The sequence below is a fragment of the Nonomuraea salmonea genome (genome assembly GCF_042428605.1).
Taxonomy (GTDB): domain Bacteria; phylum Actinomycetota; class Actinomycetes; order Streptosporangiales; family Streptosporangiaceae; genus Nonomuraea; species Nonomuraea salmonea.
Genome location: NZ_JBHMCF010000058.1, coordinates 1 through 23,917, shown reverse-complemented (window position 1 = coordinate 23,917; position 23,917 = coordinate 1). Strand labels below are relative to the sequence as shown.

General features: G+C 69.3%; 23 protein-coding genes and 1 tRNA gene. 14 read left to right on the top strand and 10 right to left on the bottom strand.

Features of this window, described 5'->3' with window-relative positions:
• Positions 1-70: 70 nt before the first annotated feature.
• Positions 71-1,465: a right-handed parallel beta-helix repeat-containing protein gene (locus ACFFR3_RS46595; protein WP_379485268.1), complete on the top strand. Its 1,395-nt coding sequence runs from the start codon at positions 71-73 to the stop codon at positions 1,463-1,465.
• Here ACFFR3_RS46595 and ACFFR3_RS46590 read toward each other — a convergent pair.
• The 6 genes from ACFFR3_RS46590 to ACFFR3_RS46565 form a co-directional block, all read right to left on the bottom strand.
• A complete protein-coding gene (locus tag ACFFR3_RS46590; protein ID WP_364375686.1) occupies positions 1,462-2,121 on the bottom strand; it encodes a class I SAM-dependent methyltransferase in 660 nt (219 codons plus the stop codon). The genes ACFFR3_RS46595 and ACFFR3_RS46590 overlap by 4 nt on opposite strands.
• Positions 2,118-3,044, bottom strand: a complete 927-nt coding sequence (locus ACFFR3_RS46585; RefSeq protein WP_379485267.1) for an NAD-dependent epimerase/dehydratase family protein — start codon at positions 3,042-3,044, stop codon at positions 2,118-2,120. Before ACFFR3_RS46585 ends, ACFFR3_RS46590 begins: the two co-directional genes overlap by 4 nt.
• A 140-nt stretch (positions 3,045-3,184) precedes the next feature.
• Complete coding sequence (locus ACFFR3_RS46580; RefSeq protein WP_345394551.1) at positions 3,185-4,231, bottom strand: 2-oxoacid:ferredoxin oxidoreductase subunit beta; 1,047 nt, start codon at positions 4,229-4,231, stop codon at positions 3,185-3,187.
• Entirely contained in the window at positions 4,224-6,068 is a 1,845-nt protein-coding gene (locus tag ACFFR3_RS46575; protein ID WP_345394554.1) for a 2-oxoacid:acceptor oxidoreductase subunit alpha, read from the bottom strand. The genes ACFFR3_RS46580 and ACFFR3_RS46575 overlap by 8 nt, the downstream gene beginning before the upstream one ends.
• 249 nt (positions 6,069-6,317) lie before the next feature.
• Positions 6,318-7,799 (bottom strand): polysaccharide deacetylase family protein, encoded by a 1,482-nt coding sequence (locus ACFFR3_RS46570; RefSeq protein WP_364375681.1) that lies wholly within the window; start codon positions 7,797-7,799, stop codon positions 6,318-6,320.
• Between the two features lie 84 nt (positions 7,800-7,883).
• Positions 7,884-8,255, bottom strand: coding sequence for an NADH-quinone oxidoreductase subunit A (locus ACFFR3_RS46565; protein ID WP_345394563.1), 372 nt, complete (start codon positions 8,253-8,255; stop codon positions 7,884-7,886).
• Positions 8,256-8,547: 292 nt separating this feature from the next.
• Here ACFFR3_RS46565 and ACFFR3_RS46560 point away from each other — a divergent pair, with 292 nt between their 5' ends.
• From ACFFR3_RS46560 to ACFFR3_RS46540, 5 genes are all read left to right on the top strand, one after another.
• On the top strand, positions 8,548-9,072 hold the full coding sequence (locus ACFFR3_RS46560) for an NADH-quinone oxidoreductase subunit B (RefSeq protein ID WP_379485266.1): 525 nt from the start codon (positions 8,548-8,550) through the stop codon (positions 9,070-9,072).
• Positions 9,069-9,623, top strand: a complete 555-nt coding sequence (locus ACFFR3_RS46555) for an NADH-quinone oxidoreductase subunit C (protein WP_364375679.1) — start codon at positions 9,069-9,071, stop codon at positions 9,621-9,623. Before ACFFR3_RS46560 ends, ACFFR3_RS46555 begins: the two co-directional genes overlap by 4 nt.
• On the top strand, positions 9,616-10,557 hold the full coding sequence (gene nuoH / locus ACFFR3_RS46550) for an NADH-quinone oxidoreductase subunit NuoH (protein ID WP_364375677.1): 942 nt from the start codon (positions 9,616-9,618) through the stop codon (positions 10,555-10,557). The genes ACFFR3_RS46555 and nuoH overlap by 8 nt, the downstream gene beginning before the upstream one ends.
• 116 nt (positions 10,558-10,673) lie before the next feature.
• A complete protein-coding gene (locus ACFFR3_RS46545) occupies positions 10,674-10,805 on the top strand; it encodes a hypothetical protein (protein WP_355419728.1) in 132 nt (43 codons plus the stop codon).
• A 64-nt stretch (positions 10,806-10,869) separates the two neighbouring features.
• Complete coding sequence (locus tag ACFFR3_RS46540) at positions 10,870-11,016, top strand: hypothetical protein (protein WP_379485265.1); 147 nt, start codon at positions 10,870-10,872, stop codon at positions 11,014-11,016.
• Between the two features lie 32 nt (positions 11,017-11,048).
• On the opposite strand, the gene ACFFR3_RS46535 is transcribed toward ACFFR3_RS46540, so the two are convergent.
• Positions 11,049-12,251 carry a serine/threonine-protein kinase gene (locus ACFFR3_RS46535; RefSeq protein WP_379485264.1) on the bottom strand — a complete coding sequence of 401 codons (1,203 nt, stop codon included), beginning with the start codon at positions 12,249-12,251 and terminating at the stop codon, positions 11,049-11,051.
• Positions 12,252-12,462: 211 nt separating this feature from the next.
• On the opposite strand from ACFFR3_RS46535, the gene ACFFR3_RS46530 reads away from it, so the two are divergent.
• The 7 genes from ACFFR3_RS46530 to htpX all read left to right on the top strand — a co-directional run bounded on the left by ACFFR3_RS46530 (position 12,463) and on the right by htpX (position 20,957).
• A complete protein-coding gene (locus ACFFR3_RS46530; RefSeq protein WP_345394578.1) occupies positions 12,463-13,614 on the top strand; it encodes a 4Fe-4S binding protein in 1,152 nt (383 codons plus the stop codon).
• The gene (locus tag ACFFR3_RS46525; protein WP_345394581.1) at positions 13,611-14,354 is read left to right on the top strand and encodes an NADH-quinone oxidoreductase subunit J family protein; all 744 of its coding nucleotides are present in this window, start codon (positions 13,611-13,613) and stop codon (positions 14,352-14,354) included. The genes ACFFR3_RS46530 and ACFFR3_RS46525 overlap by 4 nt, the downstream gene beginning before the upstream one ends.
• A complete protein-coding gene (gene nuoK / locus ACFFR3_RS50300; RefSeq protein ID WP_446686069.1) occupies positions 14,354-14,908 on the top strand; it encodes an NADH-quinone oxidoreductase subunit NuoK in 555 nt (184 codons plus the stop codon). The genes ACFFR3_RS46525 and nuoK overlap by 1 nt, the downstream gene beginning before the upstream one ends.
• Complete coding sequence (locus ACFFR3_RS46515; RefSeq protein WP_364375664.1) at positions 14,905-16,800, top strand: NADH-quinone oxidoreductase subunit 5 family protein; 1,896 nt, start codon at positions 14,905-14,907, stop codon at positions 16,798-16,800. The genes nuoK and ACFFR3_RS46515 overlap by 4 nt, the downstream gene beginning before the upstream one ends.
• Before the next feature lie 84 nt (positions 16,801-16,884).
• The gene (locus ACFFR3_RS46510; RefSeq protein WP_379485263.1) at positions 16,885-18,531 is read left to right on the top strand and encodes a complex I subunit 4 family protein; all 1,647 of its coding nucleotides are present in this window, start codon (positions 16,885-16,887) and stop codon (positions 18,529-18,531) included.
• On the top strand, positions 18,528-20,003 hold the full coding sequence (locus ACFFR3_RS46505; protein WP_379485262.1) for an NADH-quinone oxidoreductase subunit N: 1,476 nt from the start codon (positions 18,528-18,530) through the stop codon (positions 20,001-20,003). The genes ACFFR3_RS46510 and ACFFR3_RS46505 overlap by 4 nt, the downstream gene beginning before the upstream one ends.
• Before the next feature lie 102 nt (positions 20,004-20,105).
• Positions 20,106-20,957 (top strand): zinc metalloprotease HtpX, encoded by an 852-nt coding sequence (gene htpX, locus ACFFR3_RS46500; protein ID WP_345394587.1) that lies wholly within the window; start codon positions 20,106-20,108, stop codon positions 20,955-20,957.
• Positions 20,958-20,960: 3 nt separating this feature from the next.
• On the opposite strand, the gene ACFFR3_RS46495 is transcribed toward htpX, so the two are convergent.
• Both ACFFR3_RS46495 and ACFFR3_RS46490 read right to left on the bottom strand, forming a co-directional pair.
• Positions 20,961-21,425, bottom strand: coding sequence for an NUDIX hydrolase (locus ACFFR3_RS46495; protein WP_379485261.1), 465 nt, complete (start codon positions 21,423-21,425; stop codon positions 20,961-20,963).
• Positions 21,426-21,678: 253 nt separating this feature from the next.
• Positions 21,679-22,179 carry a YajQ family cyclic di-GMP-binding protein gene (locus ACFFR3_RS46490; protein ID WP_364375838.1) on the bottom strand — a complete coding sequence of 167 codons (501 nt, stop codon included), beginning with the start codon at positions 22,177-22,179 and terminating at the stop codon, positions 21,679-21,681.
• Positions 22,180-22,460: 281 nt separating this feature from the next.
• On the opposite strand from ACFFR3_RS46490, the gene ACFFR3_RS46485 reads away from it, so the two are divergent.
• Positions 22,461-22,542, top strand: a tRNA-Tyr gene (locus tag ACFFR3_RS46485).
• 249 nt (positions 22,543-22,791) lie between these two features.
• Here ACFFR3_RS46485 and ACFFR3_RS46480 read toward each other — a convergent pair.
• On the bottom strand, positions 22,792-23,917 hold a 1,126-nt coding region (locus tag ACFFR3_RS46480), incomplete at its 5' end, for a tyrosine-type recombinase/integrase (protein WP_379485260.1).

Genomic DNA, 23,917 nt, shown 5'->3' with positions numbered 1-23,917 from the left:
TTTGTCCTTCGGCATGGCTAATCTCTCCCCCTGGGGGACTCGACGTGGCCGTGATCGGAAGGAGCCGCCTGTGTCCAGGCAGCGCAGGAAGAGCAGGCACGCCGGCTGGTTGTCCCTTGCCGGGGTCTCCGTGGTGGCCGCGCTGGCCGGCACGTACGTGGTCGTCGTCGGCGAGCCGGAGCCCCGTACCGTCCTGACCGACGCGTCGGAGCCCCGCCTGAGCGGCGCCGAGTCACGGGAGGTCGCTCCCGGCGCCGCCGCGGGCCGTCAGCTGCGCGGCCCCGCCACGACGCCGCCCTGGTACCGGCGCGAGCGGGACTTCTGGCGGTGGTGGCCCCGGCGTCCCACGAAGCAGGCGCCCCGCCCGACCCGCCGCCCGACCGCCGCGCCGACCACGACGCGCACGGCGACCCCGGCTCCCAGGCCCACCCGCACCCGTACACCCGTGCCCACGCCGACGCGGACGCGCACGCTGCCCCTCCCCAGCCCGACGGTGACGCGGACCCTGCCGCTCCCGCCGAGCCCCACGCCCGTCCCGACGCGGACGTCCACCCCGCCACCGACCCCGCCCGTCACCCAGACCCCGGAGCCGACCAGGACGCGCACCCCGACCCCCACGCCGACTCCCACGCCGACCCCCACGCCGACTCCCACGCCGACCCCGGAGCCGACCAGGACCTCCGTGCCGCCCTCGGGCGACTGGCCGGGGCCGGGCAACACCGGCGTCCCCGCGGGCACCAGGATGGTGGAGAAGACCGGCTCGATCATCATCAAGCAGGACGGCATGGTCATCGACGGCTGGGACGTCACGGGCGACATCACGGTCGAGGCGGACAACGTGACCATCCGCAACACCCGCGTCCGCGGCCAGAAGGACTATTGGGGCATCCTCCAGCGCGCCGGCCACACCGGCCTCAAGGTCGAGGACAGCGAGATCTTCGGCAACGGCAAGCGCCGCACCCAGTTCGGGATTCTCAACCAGGGCAAAATGATCACGATCCGCCGGGTCGACATCCACACGATCTCCAACGGCATCCTCACCGACCAGGGCCTGATCGAGGACTCGTACGTGCACGACCCGAAGTACTACTCCGGCGACCACACCGACATGATCATGTCCACCGGCACCGCGGCCCCCGGCACCGAGCTGATCATCCGCCGCAACACGGTCGTCAACACCCTCAACCAGACCGGCGCGATCGCCCTGTTCCAGGACTTCGGGGTGACCCGCAACGTCACCGTCCAGGGCAACCTGCTGGCGGGCGGCGGCTGGACCCTCTATGCGGGCGCCGGCAAGAAGGGCATGTCGTCCAACATCAAGGTCGTCGACAACGTCTTCAGCCGCCGGGTGTGGCCGAAGGGCGGCTACGCGGGCCCGGTGTCCTACTGGGACGCGAACGGCCCCGGCAACGTCTGGCGCGGCAACACCTGGGAGGACGGCGCCGCGAGCGTGACCGCGGGCTAACCCCGTATGGCGATCACCGACTTCACCAGCCCGGCCAGCCGCTCGAAGTGCAGCCGCGACTTGGGGAAGTAGTGCCGCATCTCGGTCACGCTCAGCAGCTCGACCTCCATGGCGATCATGCGTGCCGCGTCCCGGTCGGAGGTCGGCGTGTGCACGAGCGGCCAGCGCCGCAGGATCGTCGTGCGCGCCGCCAGCGGCAGGAACTGGAACCCGGGGAACAGGAAATGCGGCTCGACCGGGAAATAGCGGTAGGGCGTCTGCACCCAGTGCCGGTCGGCCATCTCGTGCACGGTGTCGGCGAAGCGCTGCCGCCGCTGGTGCCCGCCCACGTGCTCGATGACCGCGTTGGAGAAGACCAGGTCGTAGCGGGTGCCGCGGATCGCGGGCGGCAGGTCGCAGGCGTCGGCCACGTCCGCGCGCAGCCAGGAGGGCAGGTCGGCGGGCGGCTCCTCAAGGTTGACGATGTGCACGTGGGCCGGCCTGACGGGGGCGCGCAGCCAGGCGCCGGCCGTGCCGCCGAGGTCGAGGACGCGCATGCGGTCGAGGTCGGGGAAGCGGCTCGCGAACCACCGCCAGCGCCGGGCCCGCGCCTTGGCCCCGAGCGAGTCGGGGGCGTCCACGAAACGGCTGCGCAGGGCGTTCAATCGGCTCTTCACGCGGGCACCTTCCCGTACCAGTCGACTGTTCTCCGTAACCCGTCGTCCAGGTCCGTGACCGGCCGCCAGCCGAGCAGCTCCGCCGCGGGGGCGAGGTCGCCGACCTGCGTGATATCGTACGGACGGTCGGGCGCCGCGCCGAACTCCGGCGTCTGCTCAGGGGCGGCGATCGCGAAGAGCCTCATGACGATCTCGTGGGCGGACGTCTGCACCCCGGTCGCGATGTCCATCGTGTAGCCGATCGCCTTGTCCGACTCCCCGGCTCGCACGTACGCGTCCACGACGTCGTCCACGTAGATCCAGTCCGCGAGCTTCGTCCCCTTCGTCAGCCGGGGGCGCTCGCCGCGTAACAGGCACAGCGTCACGTACGGGATGAGCTTCGTCGTGTCGGGCTGGGCGGGGCCGTACACCATGCTGGGCCGCAGCACCGTGACCGGCAGCTCCCACAAGCGGTGGTAGAGCTGCGCGTAGCCGGTGGCGGCCCACTTCGCCATCGCGTACGGCGACGACGGGGGCGCGTGCCCGTTGCCCGGCCGCGGCTCCTCGATCGAGCCGGTCATCACGGTCCTGACGGCGTGCGCGCGGGCCGCGTCCAGCACGTTGACCGCGGCGACGAGGTTGCCCGCCAGCGTGACCCGCACCATCTCAGGGTCCCTGGCCCCGTTGACCTCGCTCGCCAGGTGGTACAGGACGTCGGGGCGCACCGTGCGCGCCAGCTCGGCCGTCGCCTCGGGATCGCGCAGGTCCACCTGGTGCCGCTGGACCCCGTCCGCTGGGGTGCTCGCGGCGTCGTCTCCGTCCGTCCCGGCGCGCCGGCCCACGGTGTGGACCTCGGCGCCCAGCGCGGCCAGGCGTGCGGCGAGGTGCCCACCGATGAACCCCGACGCCCCCGTCACCAGGGCCCGCCTGCCCGTCCACGTCATCAGCGCACCCTCCCCCCGGCCCCCCACGGCCCGGTCACAGGTGTATCCCGGCCTGCCTCCGCGCCGTTACGCCGGAAACGTCCCTGGAACGCAGAACGCCGCCGCCCCTGCCAGGGCGGCGGCGTCCCAAAAAGGCGGTGTCAGCTGATGCGCCAGGTGTCTCCACCCATGAGCAGGTCGCTCAGGTCGCCGGGACCCTTCTGCGCCACGGACTCCTCCAGCTGCTCGGCCATCAGCGACTCGTAGGACGGCCGGTCGACGCTGCGGAAGATGCCGATCGGCACGTGCTCGAACGCCGGCTCGTCGAGCCTGCTGAGCGCGAACGCCACCGACGGGTCGGGGCTGTGGGCATCGTGCACGAGGATCTGGTCCTCGCTCACGCTGTCGCGGGCCACGACCTCGATGCCGCCGGCCGGGCCGCGTACGACGGCCTTGCTCGCGCTCACGATCGGCTGGCCGTGCTCGAGCCGCAGCGTGATGTCGTCGCGGACCTCGGGGTCCTTGAGCTGCTCGAACGCGTTGTCGTTGAAGATGTTGCAGTTCTGGTAGATCTCGACCAGCGACGTGCCGCGGTGGGCGGTCGCCTCGCGCAGCACCGACTGCAGGTGCTTGCGGTCGGAGTCGATGGTGCGGGCCACGAACGACGCCTCGGCGCCGATGGCCAGCGAGATCGGGTTGAACGGCTTGTCCAGCGAGCCCATCGGGGTCGACTTGGTGATCTTGCCGACCTCGGAGGTGGGGGAGTACTGGCCCTTCGTCAGACCGTAGATCCGGTTGTTGAACAGCAGGATGTTGAGGTTGACGTTGCGCCGCAGCGCGTGGATCAGGTGGTTGCCGCCGATCGACAGCGCGTCACCGTCACCCGTGATCACCCACACGCTCAGGTCGGGCCTGCTGGCCGCGAGCCCGGTCGCGATCGCCGGCGCCCGCCCGTGGATGGAGTGGAAGCCGTAGGTGTTGAGGTAGTAGGGGAAGCGCGACGAGCAGCCGATGCCGGAGACGAACACGATGTTCTCGCGCTTCAGCCCCAGCTCGGGCAGGAAGCTCTGCACCGCGGCCAGGATCGCGTAGTCACCGCAGCCCGGGCACCAGCGCACCTCCTGGTCGGACTTGAAGTCCTTCAGGCTCTGCTTCACGTCGGTCTTGGGGACGAGCGACAGGCCCCTCCCGTTCACCAGCTCAGTCACTGTCGATCACGTCCTGGATGACTCCGGCCAGCTCCTCGGCCTTGAACGGGAGCCCGCGCACACGGTTGTAGCTGATCACGTCGACGAGGAACCTGGCCCGCAGCAGCAGCGCGAGCTGGCCCAGGTTGATCTCGGGCAGCAGCACCTTGTCGTAGCGCTTGAGCACCTCGCCGGTGTTGGCGGGCAGCGGGTTGAGGTGGCGCAGGTGGGCCTGCGCGACCTTGCCGCCGGCCTTCCTGATGCGGCGCACGGCCGCGGCGATCGGCCCGTACGTCGAGCCCCACCCGATGACCAGCACCTTCGCCTCGCCGTCCGGGTCGTCGACGGCCAGGTCGGGCACGTCGATGCCGGCGATCTTGGCGGCGCGGGTGCGCACCATCAGGTCGTGGTTGTCGGGGTCGTAGGAGATGTTGCCGGTGCCGTCGGCCTTCTCGATGCCGCCGATGCGGTGCTCGAGCCCGGCGGTGCCGGGGATGGCCCACGGGCGGGCGAGCGTCTCGGTGTCGCGCTTGAACGGCAGGAACGCGCCGTCGTCGCCGTTGGGCTCGGTGGTGAACGGCTGCGAGATGTCCGGCAGCTCCGACACCTCGGGCAGGCGCCACGGCTCGGAGCCGTTGGCGAGGTAGCCGTCGGAGAGCAGCATGACCGGGGTGCGGTACTTCACCGCGATCCTGGCCGCCTCGACCGCCGCGTCGAAGCAGTCGCTCGGCGACATCGGCGCCACGACCGGCACCGGCGACTCGCCGTTGCGGCCGAACAGCGCCATCAGCAGGTCGGTCTGCTCGGTCTTGGTCGGCATGCCGGTGCTGGGGCCCGCGCGCTGCACGTCCACGACGATCAGCGGCAGCTCGGTGGTGACCGCGAGGCCGACCGTCTCCGCCTTCAGCGCCACACCGGGACCGCTCGTGGTGGTCACGCCGAGCGCGCCGCCGAACGCGGCCCCGAGCGCCGCGCCGACGCCCGCGATCTCGTCCTCCGCCTGGAACGTGCGAATGCCGAACCGCTTGTGCTTGGACAGCTCGTGCAGGATGTCGCTGGCCGGGGTGATCGGGTAGGACCCGAGGAACAGCGGCAGCTTCGACTGCACGCTCGCGGCGATCAATCCGTAGGCCAGCGCCTGGTTGCCGGAGATGTTGCGATAGACGCCCGGCGCCAGCCTGGCCGGCCTGACCTCGTACGAGACCGAGAACGACTCGGTCGTCTCCCCGTAGTTCCAGCCCGCCTGGAAGGCCGCGATGTTGGCCTTGGCGATGTCGGGCTTACGCGCGAACTTCTGCTCAAGGAACTTGATCGTGTGCTCGGTCGGCCGGTGGTAAAGCCACGACAGCAGGCCGAGAGCGAACATGTTCTTCGACCGTTCGGCGTCCTTTTTGGACAGGTCGAAACCCTCGAGGGCCTTCACGGTGAGCGAGGTCAGCGGGACCGCGTGCACGCGCCACTCGCTGAGCGAGTCGTCCTCCAGCGGGTTGGCCGCGTAGCCGACCTTCTGCAGGTTGCGCTTGGTGAACTCGTCGGTGTTGGCGATGATGTCCGCGCCCTTGGGCAGGTCGCCCAGGTTGGCCTTGAGCGCGGCCGGGTTCATGGCCACCAGCACGTTGGGCGCGTCGCCCGGCGTGAGGATGTCGTGGTCGGCGAAATGGAGCTGGAAGCTCGACACGCCCGGCAGGGTGCCTGCGGGGGCGCGGATCTCGGCGGGAAAGTTGGGGAGCGTCGACAAGTCGTTGCCGAACTCCGCCGTGCCGGCGGTGAAGCGGTCGCCGGTGAGCTGCATTCCGTCGCCGGAGTCACCGGCGAACCTGATGATCACGCGGTCGAGTTGCTGGACCTGCTTCGTCACAGCTCAGTCCTCCTCGACGCGCCACTGCGCGGTTGCCTTAGGCGCGTTCTCTGTTTCCATGCTAGATCCTCGGAAGGTCACGCGTTTGCATGCCACCCAAAGCGGGTAAACGCGGTCGGAGTCAGGTCAGGGTGAGGTGGGAGAGCGACGACACAGCCCGGCGGCCAGCCTGCAGAGGTCTACATGCAGGCGGGCGAACAGGACGGTTCGGGTCACGAGCGCCAACTATACGTCCCCCCAACACGTGCGCTACGTCAGGGGCTGCTTACCCGGCAGCTCGTTCCCTGACCTGTACATGCGGCCGGCCTGCATCCCCGCAGAGCCGTACAACTCAGGAACGGTCACCAGGCTGTAACCCTTCCCGCGCAACCTTTTGAGGATGTCCGGAACCGCATCCACGGTTTCCCGATGAATGTCGTGCATGAGAATGATCGCACCTGGATGCGCTTCGCGCACGACCCGGTCCGCGATGTCCGACGCCTTGGTGGCCGTCTGGTCCTCCGGGTCCACGTCCCAGGTGACCACCGAGCAGCCCATCTCACGCGCGACGTCGCGTACCTCCTGGCTCACCGCCCCGTACGGCGGCCGCACCAGCGTGGGCGTCTGCCCGATGACCTCCGACACCGCGTCCGAGGTCTTCCCGAGTGAGTCGGCGACCTTGCTGCTCGGCTGCTTCGACAGGTCCCTGTGGGCCCAGCTGTGGTTGCCGACCAGGTGGCCCTCCATGCTCATCCGGCGGACCAGCGCGGGCTCCGACGCCACGCCGCCGCCGACCGTGAAGAACGTCGCCCGCGCCCGCTGCTCCGCCAGCAGGTCGAGCAGCCGTCCGGTGTACGGGCCTGGGCCGTCGTCGAACGTCAGCGCCACGCACTTGCGCTTCGCGCAGTCCACGTTGCCCGCCCGGTTGCTGACCGCGTCGGGGCTGCTCGTGGCCGCGAATCCGGGGTTCACCGGGTGCGCCGACCGCCTGGCCGCCTCCCGCACCGCCTGCTGCGCCCGCCGTCCCAGGTCCGACAGCAGCGGCGCGACCTGCTGCGCCGGCACGGCCACCGCCACCCGGCCCAGCGAGCACCTGCCGACCTCGCAGTCGTCGAACTCCACGACCAGGTCGCCGTTCCTGTTGAACGCCATGGAGTCGAACGTGTCCGCGTCCGCCGTCACCCGGCTGCGCTCCACCTGTCCGCCGCGCTCCGCGAGCGCCTCCTTGACCAGGGCCGCCAGCCTGTCGAGCGCCGGCCTGCCCGCCAGCAGTCCCGTCGATCTCGCGGCCTTGCCGCTGCGCGGGTCGAACCAGTACGTACGCGTGGAGTTGCCCCAGTTCGTGCCCAGGAACTCGCCGGTTCGCAGGCGCACCCCGACCGCCTCGGGGGAGGCGGCGGCGAACTGCCACTCCACGTTCAGCTCCGGCTTGGGGAGGATGGGGGCGTCGCCGCGGGTCGTGCGCCTGAAGTCCTTGAGCTGCCGCTCGGCGCCGGCCTTGAGCATCCGGTTGAGTGCTGGGGCGTCGGTCAGCACCGGGTACTTGATGTGCACGTATCTGCCGGCCGTCGGGTCGCCTTCCGTGACGGTCGCGGTGGACAGGCCGACGACGGTGGCGGGATCGACGAAGTCGATCAGCGTCGGCTCTGCCGGGACCATGATGTCCCTCCCGTTGGAGGCGGCGGCGAGGCCGCAACCGGAGGCCGAGAGGGCCAGCAGAGCGATTCCCGTACAGAACCGCGATTTGTGCATGCTTGTCAGGTTATGTGTGCGATCTTACGGTTTACCCGGATTTTGTGTGATCAGCCCGGACACTTTGACTGCGCTGGGTACGCGTCACGTCCAGCTGAGGACCCGCTTCCGCCACGCGTACAGGATCCCCAGCGCGATGAACCCCAGGAAGACGAACATCTCCACCAGCGTGGTCAGCCCGTACCCGGGCGCATCGAACACCGTCGCCCACGGGAACAGGAACACGGCATCCACCGCGAACACCACGTACAGATACGTGAACACGTAGTACCGCACCTGTGACTGCGCCCACCCCTCACCCACAGGGTCGACCCCGCACTCGTAGGTGGTCAGCTTCTCGGGAGTGGGCCGCGACGGCCGCAGCAACCGATTGGCGAAGAGCGCGCCGGCGACGATCGCGACACCGATGGCAAGCAACGCGGCCACCAGCACATAGGAGCCAAAGTAGCCGTCCATGCCCGGATCGTAACCCGCCCCGGCCGACGAACCCACCCCTGAAACCACCCCGCATCGGAGACCACCCACCCGCGACACCCGCCGGCGCCACCCGCCGGCGCCACCCGCCGGCGCCACCCGCCGGCGCCACCTGTCCGTGCCACCCGCCACCCCAAGTCCTGAAGCGTGTTCCCGTAGCGCCTCCATCACCTCAGCCCTCACACCACCCCCACCAACCCCCTATGCACCACCCTTCCTTTGCCTGTCCTGTGATCCGCGCAAGAATGGCCGTATGGCAGCAACGGACCTTCCGATGCCCACAGTGGGCCCGGTTTCGCGATTGGCGCCCAAGCCGATGCGCTTCATCCTCAACTGGGGCCGCCGCTACTCGCTGTGGGTGTTCAACTTCGGGCTGGCCTGCTGCGCCATCGAGTTCATCGCGGCCTCGACCAGCCGTCACGACTTCATCCGCTTCGGCGTGATCCCGTTCGCGAACGGCCCCAGGCAGGCCGACCTCATGATCGTCTCAGGCACGGTCACCGACAAGATGGCCCCCGCGGTCAAGCGCCTGTACGAGCAGATGCCCGACCCGAAATACGTGATCTCGTTCGGCGCCTGCTCCAACTCCGGCGGCCCGTACTGGGACTCCTACTGCGTCACGAACGGCGTCGACCAGATCATCCCCGTGGACGTCTACGTCCCGGGCTGCCCGCCGCGCCCCGAGGCCCTCCTGTACGGCATCACCAAGCTCCAGGAGAAGATCGCCGGTGAAAAGCTGACAGACCGCTACATCTGGTCCCGCTCCCACGCGGAGGACCCGTCCGGCGGCCAGGCATGAGCGCCGACCTCGCGGCCGGCCTCGAGGCCCGCTTCGGCGACCGCGCCGAAGTCACGGAGTCCTACGGCGACACCACCATCGACGTGCCCCCGACAGACTGGACGAACCTCCTCGAATACGCCCGCGACACCCTCGGCCACGCCTTCTTCGACTGGCTGACGGGCGTCGACGAGCCTCCCGACACGTTCGCGATCGTGGCCCACGTCTACAACCCGGACACGCGGCGCAGGCTGCTGCTCCGCACCCGCGTTCCCCGCGACAACCCCCACCTCCCCACCGCCGTCCTCATCTACCGGGGCGCGAACTGGCACGAGCGCGAGACGTACGAGATGTTCGGCGTGATCTTCGACGGCCACCCCAACCTCGTCCCGCTCCTGCTCCCCGACGGCTTCGAAGGCCACCCGCTCCGCAAGGACTTCATCCTGGCCGCCCGCGTGGCCAAGCCCTGGCCCGGCGCCAAGGAGCCCGGCGAATCAGGACACGGCGCCCCGAGCCGCCGCAAGACCCTTCCGCCCGGAGTTCCAGCCGACTGGGGGCCGCCCGATGCTTGAAGTGGTGCTGAGCTTCGTCGTCATCCTCGTCGTGTTCCTGGTGCTGCCGCTGATCGTCGGTCAGACGGAGCACAAGGTCATGGCCCACATGCAGTCGAGGCTCGGCCCCATGTACGCGGGCCGCTTCCACGGCTGGGCGCAGCTCATCGCCGACGGCGTGAAGTTCGCCCAGAAGGAGGACATCATCCCGGCCGCGGCCGACCGCCGCATCTTCATGATCGCTCCCGGGGTGGCGCTGGTCCCGTACCTCCTCGTTCTGATCGTCATCCCCATCGACCGCGGCCGCGCCGCCGTCGACCTCGACCTCGGCCTGTTCTTCGTCCTCGCCGTCATGGGTGTCGGCGTGCTCGGCTCGATCATGGCGGGCTGGGCGTCGGCCAACAAATACTCCGTGCTCGGCGGGATGCGCTCCGCGGCTCAGCTCATGTCGTACGAGCTGCCTCTCGTCCTCGCCGCCTCCTCGGTCGCGATGGCGGCCGGCACCCTGTCGCTGTCGGGGATCGTCGAGGCCTGGCAGTGGTGGTGGCTGCCGTGGCAGGCGATCGGCGGCATCGTCTTCTTCGTGGCCGGCCTCGCCGAGCTGCGCCGCCCGCCGTTCGACATGCCGATCGCCGAGTCCGAGATCATCATGGGCCCGATGACCGAGTACACCGGCATGCGTTTCGCCCTCTTCATGCTCTCCGAGTACGTCGGCATCGTCGTCCTGTCCTTCCTGACCACCGTGCTGTTCCTCGGGGGCTGGCACGGCCCGTTCCTGCCCGGCTGGCTCTGGACGCTGGTGAAGGTCTTCTTCCTGTCGTTCGTCGTGATCTGGCTGCGCGTGACGTACCCGCGGCTCCGCGAGGACCAGCTGCAGAAACTCGCCTGGGCGGTGCTCGTCCCCCTGGCGCTCGTCCAATTGGCCCTGACCGGCCTGCTCAAAGTCGTGATCTGACCCGGTACGACCAATAATCCAATCTCTTTAGACCGAATTATTGGTCCTTGATACCCCTTCAATTGCCTACGTACGATCACCGTCCGAGAAGGAACGTCCCGTACGGAGGTGTTCACGTGCTCTCAAAGCGCCTGCTCGCGAAATTGGTGGTAGCCGCCGCCATCATCACCACCGGCATCCTGGCCGCCGCCCCCGCCAACGCCGTAACGGACCCGCCCAGCACCGACGGGTACATCTGGTCCAACTGACCGCACCCCGCGCAGACCACAAGGCTCCCCGAGAGCCTCCAACCCACGCCCCCGAAGGTGTCACATGATTTCGAAGAAAGCAGCAGCACAGGTCGTCGCAGCCATAGCGATCACCGTCGCCGGCATCCTGGCCGCGAACCCCGCCAATGCCGTCACCGATCCGCCCAGCGGCGGCCAGGTCGGCACCAACGGCTTCACCTGGTCCAACTGAGAGCGCGGCCGGCGGGCATCGCGCCGAGCAGGTCAGCGGACGATGGCCAGCATCACGTCGGAGGCTGACGGACGATCCGTGGGCTGCTTGCTCAGGCAGGCGCCCACGACGTCGCGTAAGCCGGCCGGCAACCGCGACAGATCGGGAGCATGATTGAGCACCCGATTGAACACCGCCGGCACCGTGTCCTCCCCGAACGCCGGCCGCCCGGTGGCCGCGAACACCATCGTCACCGCCCAGCTGAACACGTCGGACGGCGGCCCCACGGTCTCGCCCTTGAGCTGCTCAGGCGACATGTAAGGCGGAGTGCCCACCATTTTCCCGGACGTCATCGTCATCTGATCGAGCGCCCTGGCGATGCCGAAGTCGATCACCCGCGGCCCGTCGTGCCCGATCAGCACGTTGCTCGGCTTGAAATCCCGGTGAACGACCCCCGCTTTGTGGATGGCCGCCAGCGCCCCGGCTGTGGACAACGCCAGCCGCGTCAGACCGTCCTCATCCCGCGGCCCGTGCTTCCTGACGAGCTGCTCCAGCGACGGCCCGTCCACGTACTCGCTGACGATGTACGCGTGCTGCCCGCCGATGTTCACGTCGAGCACCCGGGCTGTGGAAAACGTCGCCACCCGCCGCGCCGCCTCCACCTCGCGCGCGAACCTCGTCCTGGCCACGTCATCGACCAGATCGTGCAGCACCTTCACCGCCACCCGCACCCCGTTGGGCGCCATGGCGAGGTAGACCGCGCCCTGCCCGCCGCGCCCGAGCTGCCGCTCCACGCGGTAGTGCCCGATCCACTGCGGCTGCCCCAGCGGCCGATGCACGGACGGAGCGGTGGTGCGCTGCCGCACGTCTGCTGGGGGACGAGGAGTCGGAGTCGGAGTGGGAGTGACAGCCGGAGTGAAAACCGCCGTCATGCGAGCTTTCGCCATGAACGGCACCAGAATCCCCGAATGGATGACCCCGCCGACCCAGCTGAGCAGGAGCCCCAGCGTGACGGGCACGGTCAGCTCGGCGGGAGCGTCGTCATTGGGATAGGCCAGCACGGCGAGGGTGAACGACCCCATGCCGACCAGATAGACACACGCCGCCACCGCGTGCCAGACGTTGCGCAGCCAGAACGCCGCGAACCCCACCGTGAACGGGGTCGCGAAGCCGCAGGTGAGCAGCGGCAGACAGGCCCACACCACGGCGGCCGTCCACCGCAGGCCGCTCGGCCGGATCGGATGGCTGTGCTGCATGGCGGAGAGACTATCGCCCTGCCACCCGTTCATATCGGACATGCACACAGCTTGTGGATAACTACCCGTCAGCCTGTGGATAGCTGTGGAAAACCTGGGGACAACCCCACTCCCTCATTCACGTCCAGCCCCAAGTGCGTCATGATGTTGAACCATGGGGCGGATACCGGGAGTGGGACTGGCGAAAGGGCTGTCCATCACCCTTCGCCACATGCTGCGCAAATCCGTCACGCAGCAATACCCCGAGGTCAAGCCCGACCTGCCGCCCCGCAGCCGCGGCGTCATCGCGCTGGTCGAGGAGAACTGCACCTCGTGCATGCTCTGCGCCCGCGAATGCCCCGACTGGTGCATCTACATCGACTCGCACAAGGAGACGATCCCGGCGCCTGAGGGCGGCCGCGCCAGGCAGCGCAACGTCCTCGACCGCTTCGCGATCGACTTCTCGCTGTGCATGTACTGCGGCATCTGCATCGAGGTCTGCCCGTTCGACGCGCTCTTCTGGTCCCCGGAGTTCGAGTACGCGGAAGGCGACATCCGCAACCTCCTCCACGAGAAGGACAAACTGTCCACCTGGGTCCAGACCGTCCCCCCGCCGCCCGCTCATGACCCAGGCGCCGAGCTCCCCAAGGAACTGACCGCAGCCCGCCGCCCACCCCGTCCCGCTGCTCCCAAGAGAGACCAGCCACCCGCGGCCAAGCGCACACCAACTTCGGAGAAGGCCCCAACTCCCAGCAGGGATGAGGAAACCACGGCGACTTCCGGCCCAGACCAGGGCACAACGGCGGCCTCCGGCCCAGACCAGGGCACTCCGCCGGCATCCGGTGCGGGGCTCACTCAGGGCGCCACGCCCGCCGAACAGGGCCCCACCGCCGGGCCGTCCCGCCCGGGAGGCCGTCCTCGCCGCGCCATGACGAACGTTCGGGGAATCCGCCCTCCGGGCGCCCTCCCCTCGAAGGACGAACCCTCCGCAGGCCCAGCGCCACAGCCCCAAGAGGCGAAGGGCACCCCAGCCGCGAACCAGCAACCCGCACCACAAGACCAGCAACCCGCACCACAAGACGAGCAGACCGCACCACAAGACGAGCAGACCGCACCTCAAGACGAGCAGACCGCACCTCAAGACGAGCAGACCGCACCTCAAGAGAACCCCGCACAGAAAGACCGAGAAGGGCCTTCATCCACAGGCGAGTCGCCTCCCGGCGAGTTGTCCACAGCCGAGGGCGAGTCGCCACCGAAGCCCGATCAGCAAGGGCAGACTTCTGCCGCGAGCCGCCGCCGGCGCAGGATGGCCGATCCACGGTCCATCAGGCCCCCAGGGCGGCTCGGTCCTGACGAGTCGGAGGAGTCCGAGGAGGAGTCGTGACCGAGGCGGTGCCCTCCTACCTGTCACCCACCGGGCAAGAGATCGTCTTCTTGCTGCTGGGAGCGGTAGCGGTTGGATCGGCGCTGCTCGTCGTCATGACCAAGCAAATCGTCCACGCGGCCCTCTGGCTCGTGGTCTGCTTCGGCGCGCTCGCCGGGGGCTACCTCGTGCTCACAGCGGAGTTCGTGGCCTGGGTCCAGGTGCTCATCTACGTGGGCGCGATCATCGTGCTGCTCCTGTTCGGCATCATGCTCACCCGCGCGCCCATAGGCCGCTCCGCCGACCTCGACAGCGGCAACAAAGTGGTGGCGGCCGTAGTGGCGGTGGCGACGGCGACGATCCTCGTCACGGTCGTGATCGACGGCTTCCGTACGGCCTACACACCCCTGACTCCAGGCCCCGGCGCCGCCAAGGAGCTGGGCGCCAGCATCTTCGCGACGTGGGTCCTCCCCTTCGAGGCACTGTCCGTCCTCCTGCTGGCGGCCCTGATCGGCGCCATAGTCCTGTCCCGCACCGACATCCCAGGCGCCCCCACCCGCACCTCCGCGCAGCAGCAAGGGAACAACGGCCCCGCCCTCACACCCGGCGGCCGGCAGAGCCCCTCACCATCTGACGGACCCGAGCGCAGCACACCCTCGGATCAGACCGTGCGTGACCTGTCATCCGACGAGCGCGTGAACGGCCCGCCATCCAACGAGGCCGCGGACGGCGCACCACCCGACGAGACCGGGGGTCAGTAGTGCACATCGTCTACCCGGCGGTCGTCTCCGCGCTCCTGTTCTCCATCGGCGTCTACGGCGTGCTCGCACGACGCAACACGATCCTCGTCCTGATGTCGGTCGAGCTGATGCTCAACGCCGTCAACCTCAACCTGGTCGCGTTCGATGTATGGCTGGGCGACCGCCTGCACAGCGGCCAGGTGCTCACCCTCTTCGTCATCGTCATCGCCGCCGCCGAGGTGGGCCTGGGCCTGGCCATCGTGCTCGCCCTCTACCGCAACCGCCAGACCATCGACCTGGACCATCTCCGCGCCCTCACCGAACCCGCCGACGACAGCCCAGACCCCATCACAAGCCCCACCGACGACCACACCCGTGCCGCGGCCGGTCACGCCGGCACGCCCAGCAAGGTGGGGGACGGTCGTGCGAGTCCACCCGACGGTCACCCCAGCACGACCGCCGAGCCCGCGAGACCTGCCGACCACACCCAGGACGACTCCGAGCCCGCGAGACCTGCCGACCACACCCAGGACGACTCCGAGCGCCCCGTCAACCGAGGCGGTGGTAAGCGATGACGACCTTCCCCCTCCTGGTCGTGCTGCTCCCGTTCGCAGCGGCGGCGGCCGGTCTGCTGGTGTCCCGCTGGCGCCCAGGCAGACCGCCGACGACCACCACGGGCACCAAGCGGGCGGCCTGGATCGCCATCCTCCCCACCGCGGCCGCAGCCGTCCTGGCGGCCTGGCTGGCCTGGACGCCGGGTTTCAGCTACTTCACGCACACCACCACACCAGCCGCACCCACCGGCCAGACCTACGGCACGATCATCACCGGCGGCGTCCCGATCTCCCTGACGCTCCAGGCCGACGCGCTCTCCGCCGTCCTGGGCGTCCTCGTGACCCTGGTGGCGCTGGCCGTACAGATCTATTCGGTCGGCTACCTCGAAGACGACCCGCGCTACCCCTCCTACAGCGCCTTCATCAGCCTGTTCACCAGCGCGATGCTCCTGGTCGTCTACGCGGGCGACCTCCTGGTCCTCTACGTGGGCTGGGAGATCATGGGCCTCTGCTCCTACCTCCTCATCGGCCACTGGTGGGAAGACCGCGGCAATTCACGCGCCGCGATCAAGGCGTTCCTGGTGACGCGGCTGGGCGACGTCGGCTTCCTGTTCGGCATCTTCGTGCTCGGCATGGGGGCGGGCAGTTTCCGCATCGCCGACGTCCTGGCGAAGGTGCCCGAGATGTCCACGGCGACGGTCGTGACGGCCACGATGCTGCTGCTGGCCGGCGTCGCGGGCAAGAGCGCCCAGGTGCCGCTGCACACGTGGCTGCCCGACGCCATGGCGGGCCCGACCCCGATCAGCGCGCTGATCCACGCCGCCACGATGGTCGCGGCCGGCATCTTCATCGTGGCCAGGCTGTTCCCCGCGTTCCTCGCCGCACGTCCCACGCTCGACGTGCTGGCCGTCATCGCGGCGCTGGGCATGCTGGGCGCCGCGCTGGCCGCGCTCGCCCAGGACGACCTGAAACGCGTGCTCGCCTACTCCACGGTCAGCCAGCTCGCCTACATGGCCGGCGGGCTCGCGGCCGGCTCCGACACCGCGGCCGTCTTCCACCTGCTCACGCACGGCGCGTTCAAGGCGCTGCTGTTCCTGTGCGCGGGCCTGGTGATCCACCACGTCGGCTCCAACCTGATGACGCGGATGGGCGGCCTGCGCAGGGAGCTGCCGGTGACGTTCGTGACGATGACGATCGGGTTCGCCGCCCTGATGGGTCTCCCGCCGGCCAGCGGTTTCTTCAGCAAGGACGGCCTGCTCCTCGCGATGGACCGCGCCCTGGCCGGCCCCGGCCTGACCGACGCGGCGGCCCTCCTCCTGTACGGATGCGCGCTCGCGACCGTCGCCGTCACCGGCGCGTACGCCACCAGGGCCTGGCTGCGCACCTTCTTCGGCGAGCCCAGAGCCGTGGCGCTCCCGGAGCCGCCGCCCGGCACCGCCCACGTCGTGGACGTCAGGGAGGCTCCGCGCACGATGCTCGTCCCCGTCGTCGTCCTGGCCGTCCCCGCCCTGCTGCTCGGCTTCGCGGGTGAGCTCCACGTCGCGTTCGGCGTGGCCGCCGTCAGCGTCGTGCTCGCGCTGCTCGGCGCGGGCGTCGTCTACGCGTTCTGGCGCAGCGACCCCCTCGCCGACCCGGCCCGCCTCCTGGGGCCGCTGCGGGCGCCGTGCGAGCGGGCGTTCTACGCCGACACCCTGTACGCGGCCCTGTTCGTCCGCCCGATCTTGGCCCTGGCCACGGCGGTGGTGCGGACGGACGACACGGTCGTGGACGGTGCCGTACGCGGATCGGGCAGGTCGGCCCGCGGCCTGTCGGCAGTCCTGCGCCTGGCCCAGAACGGCAACGTCCAGCTCTACGTGAGCGGCCTCCTGGCCGGCGTCCTGCTGATCGCGGTGGGGGCGGTGGTGTTCACATGACGCGGCGGACCCGGGCGGTGATGTGCGCATGATGGCCTGGCCCTCGACGCCGATCATGGGGCGGTTCCGGGCGGTGGTGTGCAGATGATGGCCTGGATCCCGGTCGTCCTCCTGGCCGTGCCGCTGCTGGGCGCCCTCCTGCTCCTCCTCGCCCCAGACGCCCTGCGTCCCGTGCTCAGGACGTACGGACTGATCCTCTCGGCCGTCACGCTGGTCGCGAGCCTCGTGCTCGTGGCGGCCTTCGACTACGCCCGCCCGGCCGCGATGCAGTTCGAGCTGGACCTGCCGTGGATCCCCGACCTGGGGCTGCGCTTCCACCTCGGCGTCGACGGCATCTCGCTGCCGCTGGTCACGCTGACGGCGCTGCTGACGTTCTTGTGCTTCGTCTACCTCAGCCGGGGACGCGGATCCGTGGGGGCACGGCCGAGGGCGCTCGTGTTCACGCTGCTGGTGCTCGAAGTGGGCATGATCGGCACATTCCTGGCCCTCGACCTGCTGCTGTTCTTCGTCTTCTTCGAGATCGTCCTCATCCCGATGTATTTCCTGATCGGCATCTGGGGCGGCGAGGGGCGCAGGGCGGCATCGGTGAAGTTCATCCTGTACACGCTGCTGGGCTCGGTCGTCATGCTGCTCGGCCTGCTGCTGGTGTGGGCGCAGACTGGCACGCTGGACATCGTGGAGCTCAGCGAGTCCCACGGGGCCGGGATGTCGAGGTCCGTGCAGATCCTGGCGTTCGTGGCGATCGGCGTGGGTCTGGCGGTGAAGACGCCGATGTGGCCGCTGCACACGTGGCTGCCCGACGCCCACACCGAGGCTCCCACCGTCGGCTCGGTGCTGCTCGCGGGCGTGCTGCTGAAGATGGGCACGTACGGTTTCGCCCGCATCGCCATCCCCGTCCTGCCCGAGGGGGCGGCGGCGGTGGCGCCGTGGCTGGGGGCGTTCGCGGTGGTCGGCATCGTGTACGGCGCCCTGGCCTGCCTGGCCCAGCGTGACCTGAAGCGCATGATCGCGTACTCGTCGGTGGGCCACATGGGCTTCGTCCTGCTCGGCTTCGCCACGCTCACGCCGGTCGGCATCAACGGCGCACTCTTCGCGAACGTCGCCCACGGCCTCATCACCGGCCTGCTGTTCTTCTTGGCCGGCGCCATCAAAGAGCGCCACCACACCGCCGACATGCCCACCCTGGGCGGCGGCCTGCTGGCGCGGCTGCCCAGGCTGGGCTCGCTGCTGACGTTCGCGGCGATCGCCTCCCTGGGGCTGCCGGGGCTGGCCGGGTTCTGGGGGGAGATGCTGGCGCTGCTCGGGGCGTTCCAGCCGGGCGCCGGGCTGCCGCTCGGGCTCTTCCGTACGTACATGGTGATCGGCGGGCTGGGCGCGGTCCTGACGGCGGCGTACTTCCTGGTCATGCTGTCACGCGTCACCCACGGACGGCCGCGCACGGCCGCCGGGACGGAACGGCCGGCGGTCGACGACCGCCTGATGCCCAGCAGCGTCCCAGACGAACGCCCGGTCACACTGATCGGCCGGGAGCCCGATGCGGCGGCCACCACCGCTGTGACCGCGACCGCGGAACGAGCGGCTCCTGCGCCCGACACGCCCGACGTCGAGCCCAACGAGTGGCTGGCCTGGACCCCGCTGGTGGTGCTGACCCTGCTGTTCGGCCTCTGGCCCGGCCTGCTGCTCTCCCTGACCACACCCCCCGTGCAAGCCCTGCTGGGAGCCCTCTCATGATCCAGCAGATCGACTACTTCGTGATCGCACCCCCGCTGGTGCTGGCCCTGACGGCGGCCCTGGTGCTGCTGCTCGACGCGTTCCTGCCGTCCCGCCCGCTCCTGAGCGGCCTGCTGACGCTGGCGGGGGTCGTGATCGCGGCCGGGTTCGTGGTCGCGCAGGCGCTCGGCACGGGCTCGCGGTCGACGTTCTGCGTCCCGCGGAACCTGGGCGGAACGGCGATGACGTGCTCGTTCGTGGCCGACGGTTTCACGCTGGTGTTCGCCGGGCTGGTGCTGGTGGCCGCGGTGGTGGTCGTCCTGATGTCGATGACCGAGCTGGCCCGCGGCGGCATCCCCGTCGGCGAGTGGTACTTCCTCCTCCTCTGCACCCTCGTCGGCGCGGTCAGCCTGCCCGCGTCCCGCGACCTGATCATGCTCGTCGTGGCGCTCGAGCTGGTCTCGCTCCCCGTCTTCGCCCTCACCGCGCTCAAACGCTACGACGGCCGCTCGTCGGAGGCGGCGGTGAAGCTGTTCGTGGTGTCGGTGGTCTCTACCGCGATCATGCTCTTCGGCGTGTCGCTCCTGTACGGCATCGCGGGCACGGTCTATCTGTCCCGCTTGTCCGGAGTATTCGGCGGCCAGGTGGCGGCTCCAGGGGCTCCTGAGGCCATGTCCGAGGGCCTGCCCGCGGTCGTGACGGTCGGCGTGGTGCTCGTGGTCGCCGGGTTCGCGTTCAAGATCGCCGCGGTGCCGTTCCACGCGTGGGCGGCCGACGTCTACCAGGGCGCGCCCATCCCGGTCGCCGCGCTCCTCTCGGTCATCTCCAAGGCGTCCGGATTCGCCGGGTTGATCCTCGTCCTGGTCGCCGCGCTCGGGGGGCAGGCCGACACCTGGGCGCCGATCGTCGGCATCCTGGCCGCGCTCACCATGACCGTGGGCAACCTGCTCGCGATGCGCCAGCGTTCCGCCGTACGCCTGCTGGCCTGGTCCTCGGTCGCGCAGTCCGGCTACATCCTCGCGCCGCTCGCGGTGACGGGCGAGTCCGCGGTGCGGTCGTCCATCGCGTACCTCGTCATCTACGCCGCCATGAACCTCGGCGCGTTCACCGTCGTCATGCTCGTCTCCCGCACCGAGCTCGACGACTACCGCGGCCTGGTGTTCCGGCGCCCGGCGGCCGGGCTGGCGCTCGCGTTCTGCCTGATCTGCCTGGCCGGCCTGCCGCCCGGCCTGGCCGGGCTGTTCGCGAAGGTGTTCGTCTTCCGCGAGATCGTCGCGGGCGGCGCCGGCTGGCTGGCGCTCGTCATGGCCGTCAACACCGTGATCGGCCTCTACTACTACGCCGTATGGACCGCCCGCCTCTTCGCTCCGGGAGAAAGAGCACCGCTCAGGGCGCCCGCCACCGCCTGGTACGCCATGGGCGTCGCCGTGGTGGCGGCCGTGCTGTTCTCGTTCGCGCCGCAGCTCGTGCTCGACGTGTCGTCCCTGTCCTGACCCCACGTGTCGCGCTCCGCCCCCGCGTGAGCACATTGGGGAACGAAGAGCCGGGTCATCATCGTTGGACGTGGTGGAACCCGGACCACGAAGGGGGGGACCTTGCACCACAACGGTCTGCGCACCGCCGTATTGCTCGGCGGGCTGTCGGCGCTGATTCTCGCGGTGGGCGCGTGGTTGGGCGGCGGTACCGGTGTGCAGGTCGCGCTCATGCTCGCGCTGGCGAGCAACGGCGTCGCGTACTTCTTCTCCGACCGCATCGCCCTGTCGGCGATGCGCGCCAGACCGGTCAGCGAGGTCGAGCAGCCCACCCTCTACCGAATCGTCCGCGAGCTGTCCACCGAGGCCCGCCAGCCGATGCCGCGCCTGTACATCTCGCCGACGGCGCAGCCGAACGCGTTCGCGACCGGCAGAAGCCCGCGCAGGGCGGCCGTGTGCGTCACGTACGGGCTGACCCGGCTGCTCGACGAGTCCGAGCTGCGCGGCGTGATCGGGCACGAGCTGTCCCACGTGTACAACCGCGACATCCTGATCTCCTCGGTGGCGGGCGCGCTCGCCACGATGATCACCTGGCTCAGCTACGTGACCGTGTTCTTCGGCGGCTCCGACGACGACGAGGGGCCGGGCTTCCTCGGCGCGCTGCTGATGATGGTGCTCGGCCCGGTGGCGGCCATGATGGTGCAGATGGCGATCTCCCGTACGCGGGAGTTCCAGGCGGACGAATCGGGCGCCCGGCTGACCGGCGACCCGCTCGCGCTCGCCTCGGCCCTCCGCAAGATCGAGATGGGCGCCCGCCGGCTTCCGCTTCCCGAGAACAGCCGCCTGACCTCGGCCTCGCACATGATGATCGCGAACCCGTTCAGCGGCTCCGGCTTCGGCCGCCTGTTCTCCACCCACCCGCCCACCTCGGAGCGGGTCGCCCGCCTGGAGCGCATGGCGGGCTACCGCCGCTGACGCCTACTCGACCGCGGTGATCTTCCGCAGGATCACCGCGAGGTCCTCGGGAAAGACGGTCTCGTCGGTGGCCTCGAGCTCCTCGGCGCTCCACCAGCGGTGCCCGAGCGTCGTGTCCTTCTCGATCTGCTCCATGTGCTCGAACGACACCGCCGCCTGCCCGCCGAGCCGGATCGCGAAGAATGCCTGGTCCTGAGTGAAGGCGTAGTCGCCCCACTCGAACTCGACCAGCGCCTCGGCATGCGGCCCCGTGAACTTTTCGGCCCGCGCCTGGACGCCGACCTCCTCGTACAGCTCGCGCGCCGCCGCCTCCTGCAGAGTCTCGCCGTCCTCCCTGGCCCCGCCGATCGTGAACCAGAACCGCCGCTCCGGCTGAGCCGGATCGAGACCGTGCAGCAGGAGAACGCGGTCATGCTCATCGATGGGCAGCACGCGCGCCGTGAATCGACGCAGGGGGATTTTCGTCACGTCTAAGGAGCATACGGTCGCGGCCGTACGACGAGACGTACCGGACCGAAACGAAGCGGCCGTCGCCGTGGTCGTGTGGCGGGACGTACCGGACCGGGGCGGTGACGGTCATGGCCGCGCGGTGAAACGCACTAGACCGAAACGGAGCCAGCGGCCCGAGGCACAAGGCGCGTCGCTGACGGCGCGTCGCTGACGGCGCGTCCTGCCGCCGTTGTGCCCCGGAACACGAGCCGGCCCAGCATGCTCTGGCTGACTAGCGGTAGTTCACGAACTGCAGGGCGATGTCCAGATCCTTGCCCTTGAGCATGGTGATGACGTCCTGGAGGTCGTCCTTCTTCTTGGAGCTGACCCGAAGCTCCTCGCCCTGAATCTGCGCCTTGACTCCCTTCGGGCCCTCATCGCGGATCAGCTTGGAGATCTTCTTGGCATGCTCCTGATCGATGCCCTCCTTGAGGGCCACCATCAGCCGATACTCCTTGCCGGACAGCTTCGGCTCATCGGCGTCGAGGACCTTCAGCGACAGCCCGCGCTTGACGATCTTCTCCTTGAAGACGTCGAGCGCCGCGTTCGCCCGCTCTTCACTGTTCGCCTTGATCTCGATGTTGTTCTGCCCGGACCAACTGATGCTCGCCCCCGTACCCTTGAAGTCGAAGCGGTGCCCGAGCTCCTTGACCGTCTGATTGAGGGCGTTGTCGACCTCCTGGCGGTCGATCTTGCTAACGATGTCGAAAGATGAATCGGCCAAAGCACCCATCCTCTCAGCTGCGGTGAACCGGCCCGGCTGCGAACGCACGGACCCAGCGCACGAGCCTAGCCAGCATCGGCCCGCCGTGCAGGACCCCGCCCCCTTGCTCACCCCGTACCCCGACCCTCCCGTACGCCCGATCCATCCGTTTTCACCCCATCCACCGCTCCTCGCACGGGGGAGGTGGCCCTGGCGGAGATCGAAAGAGATCCGGCTCGGGACAAACCGGTGTCACGTACACCTCCGAAGTCCGCTATTCTTCTTTCTGTCGCCGCGAGAGCGGATGGCACGGCAGGTTGCCCGAGTGGCCAAAGGGAGCGGTCTGTAAAACCGTCGGCTCAGCCTACGCAAGTTCGAACCTTGCACCTGCCACACGCAGTTAGCGCAGCTCAGAGGCCCTACGGGGCCTCTTCTGCATTTCAGGGGTCATGCAGCCAGATGCCGCCGTGAGCGGCCCGTTGTCGCAGGTCCCGGAATATGTCCGGAATGGATCATGGAGCGTATCCCCTGGTCGGAGGCCATGATCCGGAGGATTCGCGGAACGCGCGGGCGTAGGAACGCATCGGGAACGGCGAAGGGTCCCGGTGGCGTTCCGGGACCCTTCGGGGCGGTGCTGGTTGATCATGCGGGGAGAGCGTCCTCAATCCGCATGTTGGCGATCTCCTGTTGGCCGTCGAGGCACTTGGCGTAGACCCTGAGGAGCACGTCCACGCCGTGCCCGGCGCGCTCGGCTACGTCAGGAGCGGGCACACCCACGTTCAACCAGAGGGACACCGCCGCGTGCCTCAGGTCGTACGGGCGGCGAGCGAGCGGTGAGGCGAACTGGGCGGGCGTCAGGGCCAGCTTCCGGGCCTCTTGCCAGACCTCCGTGTAGGCCGTTGAGGCGACGACTCCACCGCGCTCGCTGCGGAACAGCCGGCCATCCTCGGCGACGCCGAACTCCTCGATGTGTTGCCGAAGAATCCGAACCAGCTTGGGCGGGATGGGCACCGGCCGGACATCGTCGCGGCCCCGGTGTTTGAGCCCGCGTTCCTCGTGGGCGTCGCCGGTGTCGGTCCACTGGACGTTGACCTCCGGCCGGGAGACATCCACGAGGATGCGGCCCCAGCCAGTTGCCGGAAGATGACAGTCCTGCTGGCGGAGCGCCACCGTCTCGCCGGGGCGGAGGGCGGCGTAGTACATGCAGGCGAACATGGCCTGGAGCCGACGTCCGCGGCCTCGTCCGCCCACGGAGGCAACTGCTGCCAGCAATGCCTCAGCCTGACGAGGATTCACCACCACCCGAGGGTCTACGGTCTCCGTGGTTTTGGGCGGCTTCCACTTGACCTTGTGCACGGGGTTGGAGGGCAGTTCCTCCAGTTCCACTGCGTACTCCAGAACGGCGTGAAGGACCGCGCGCTTGCGGCGGACCGTGTTGGCGCTCGCGGGCTTGCCGTCGAGGCGGAGAGCGAGGGTGTCGAGCGCCAGACGTACTGTCTTGGTCTCGTTCAGGTCGGTCAGGTCGAGCGAGGCACCTTCCAGCCACCGAAGCGCCTGCTTGCTCTCCAACGGCATATCAGGGCGACGTCTGGCCTCAGGCAGGAGGGCGTACTTGCGCAGGGCCGTACGCAAGATCTCGGCGTCCGGACGGCCGGGGCGGTCCTTCGTGAGAGCGGGCAGGACCGTGGCGAGAGCGTCAGAGATGCTGTCAGAGGGCGGTTCGCGAGTTGATGTCCCTTTGATCGCTTGCGCTGCATGAGATGGCAGG

Bases quoted from the DNA above. Each gene is read 5' to 3' on its own strand.
- ACFFR3_RS46560 (WP_379485266.1), top strand. From the start codon at position 8,548: ATGCCCACAGTGGGCCCGGTTTCGCGATTGGCGCCCAAGCCGATGCGC.
- ACFFR3_RS46585 (WP_379485267.1), bottom strand. From the start codon at position 3,044: ATGACGTGGACGGGCAGGCGGGCCCTGGTGACGGGGGCGTCGGGGTTC.
- ACFFR3_RS46570 (WP_364375681.1), bottom strand. From the start codon at position 7,799: ATGCACAAATCGCGGTTCTGTACGGGAATCGCTCTGCTGGCCCTCTCG.
- ACFFR3_RS46555 (WP_364375679.1), top strand. From the start codon at position 9,069: ATGAGCGCCGACCTCGCGGCCGGCCTCGAGGCCCGCTTCGGCGACCGC.
- ACFFR3_RS46530 (WP_345394578.1), top strand. From the start codon at position 12,463: ATGCTGCGCAAATCCGTCACGCAGCAATACCCCGAGGTCAAGCCCGAC.
- ACFFR3_RS46490 (WP_364375838.1), bottom strand. From the start codon at position 22,179: ATGGGTGCTTTGGCCGATTCATCTTTCGACATCGTTAGCAAGATCGAC.
- ACFFR3_RS46565 (WP_345394563.1), bottom strand. From the start codon at position 8,255: ATGGACGGCTACTTTGGCTCCTATGTGCTGGTGGCCGCGTTGCTTGCC.
- ACFFR3_RS46510 (WP_379485263.1), top strand. From the start codon at position 16,885: ATGATGGCCTGGATCCCGGTCGTCCTCCTGGCCGTGCCGCTGCTGGGC.
- ACFFR3_RS46540 (WP_379485265.1), top strand. From the start codon at position 10,870: ATGATTTCGAAGAAAGCAGCAGCACAGGTCGTCGCAGCCATAGCGATC.
- ACFFR3_RS46505 (WP_379485262.1), top strand. From the start codon at position 18,528: ATGATCCAGCAGATCGACTACTTCGTGATCGCACCCCCGCTGGTGCTG.
- ACFFR3_RS46535 (WP_379485264.1), bottom strand. From the start codon at position 12,251: ATGCAGCACAGCCATCCGATCCGGCCGAGCGGCCTGCGGTGGACGGCC.
- nuoH (WP_364375677.1), top strand. From the start codon at position 9,616: ATGCTTGAAGTGGTGCTGAGCTTCGTCGTCATCCTCGTCGTGTTCCTG.
- ACFFR3_RS46515 (WP_364375664.1), top strand. From the start codon at position 14,905: ATGACGACCTTCCCCCTCCTGGTCGTGCTGCTCCCGTTCGCAGCGGCG.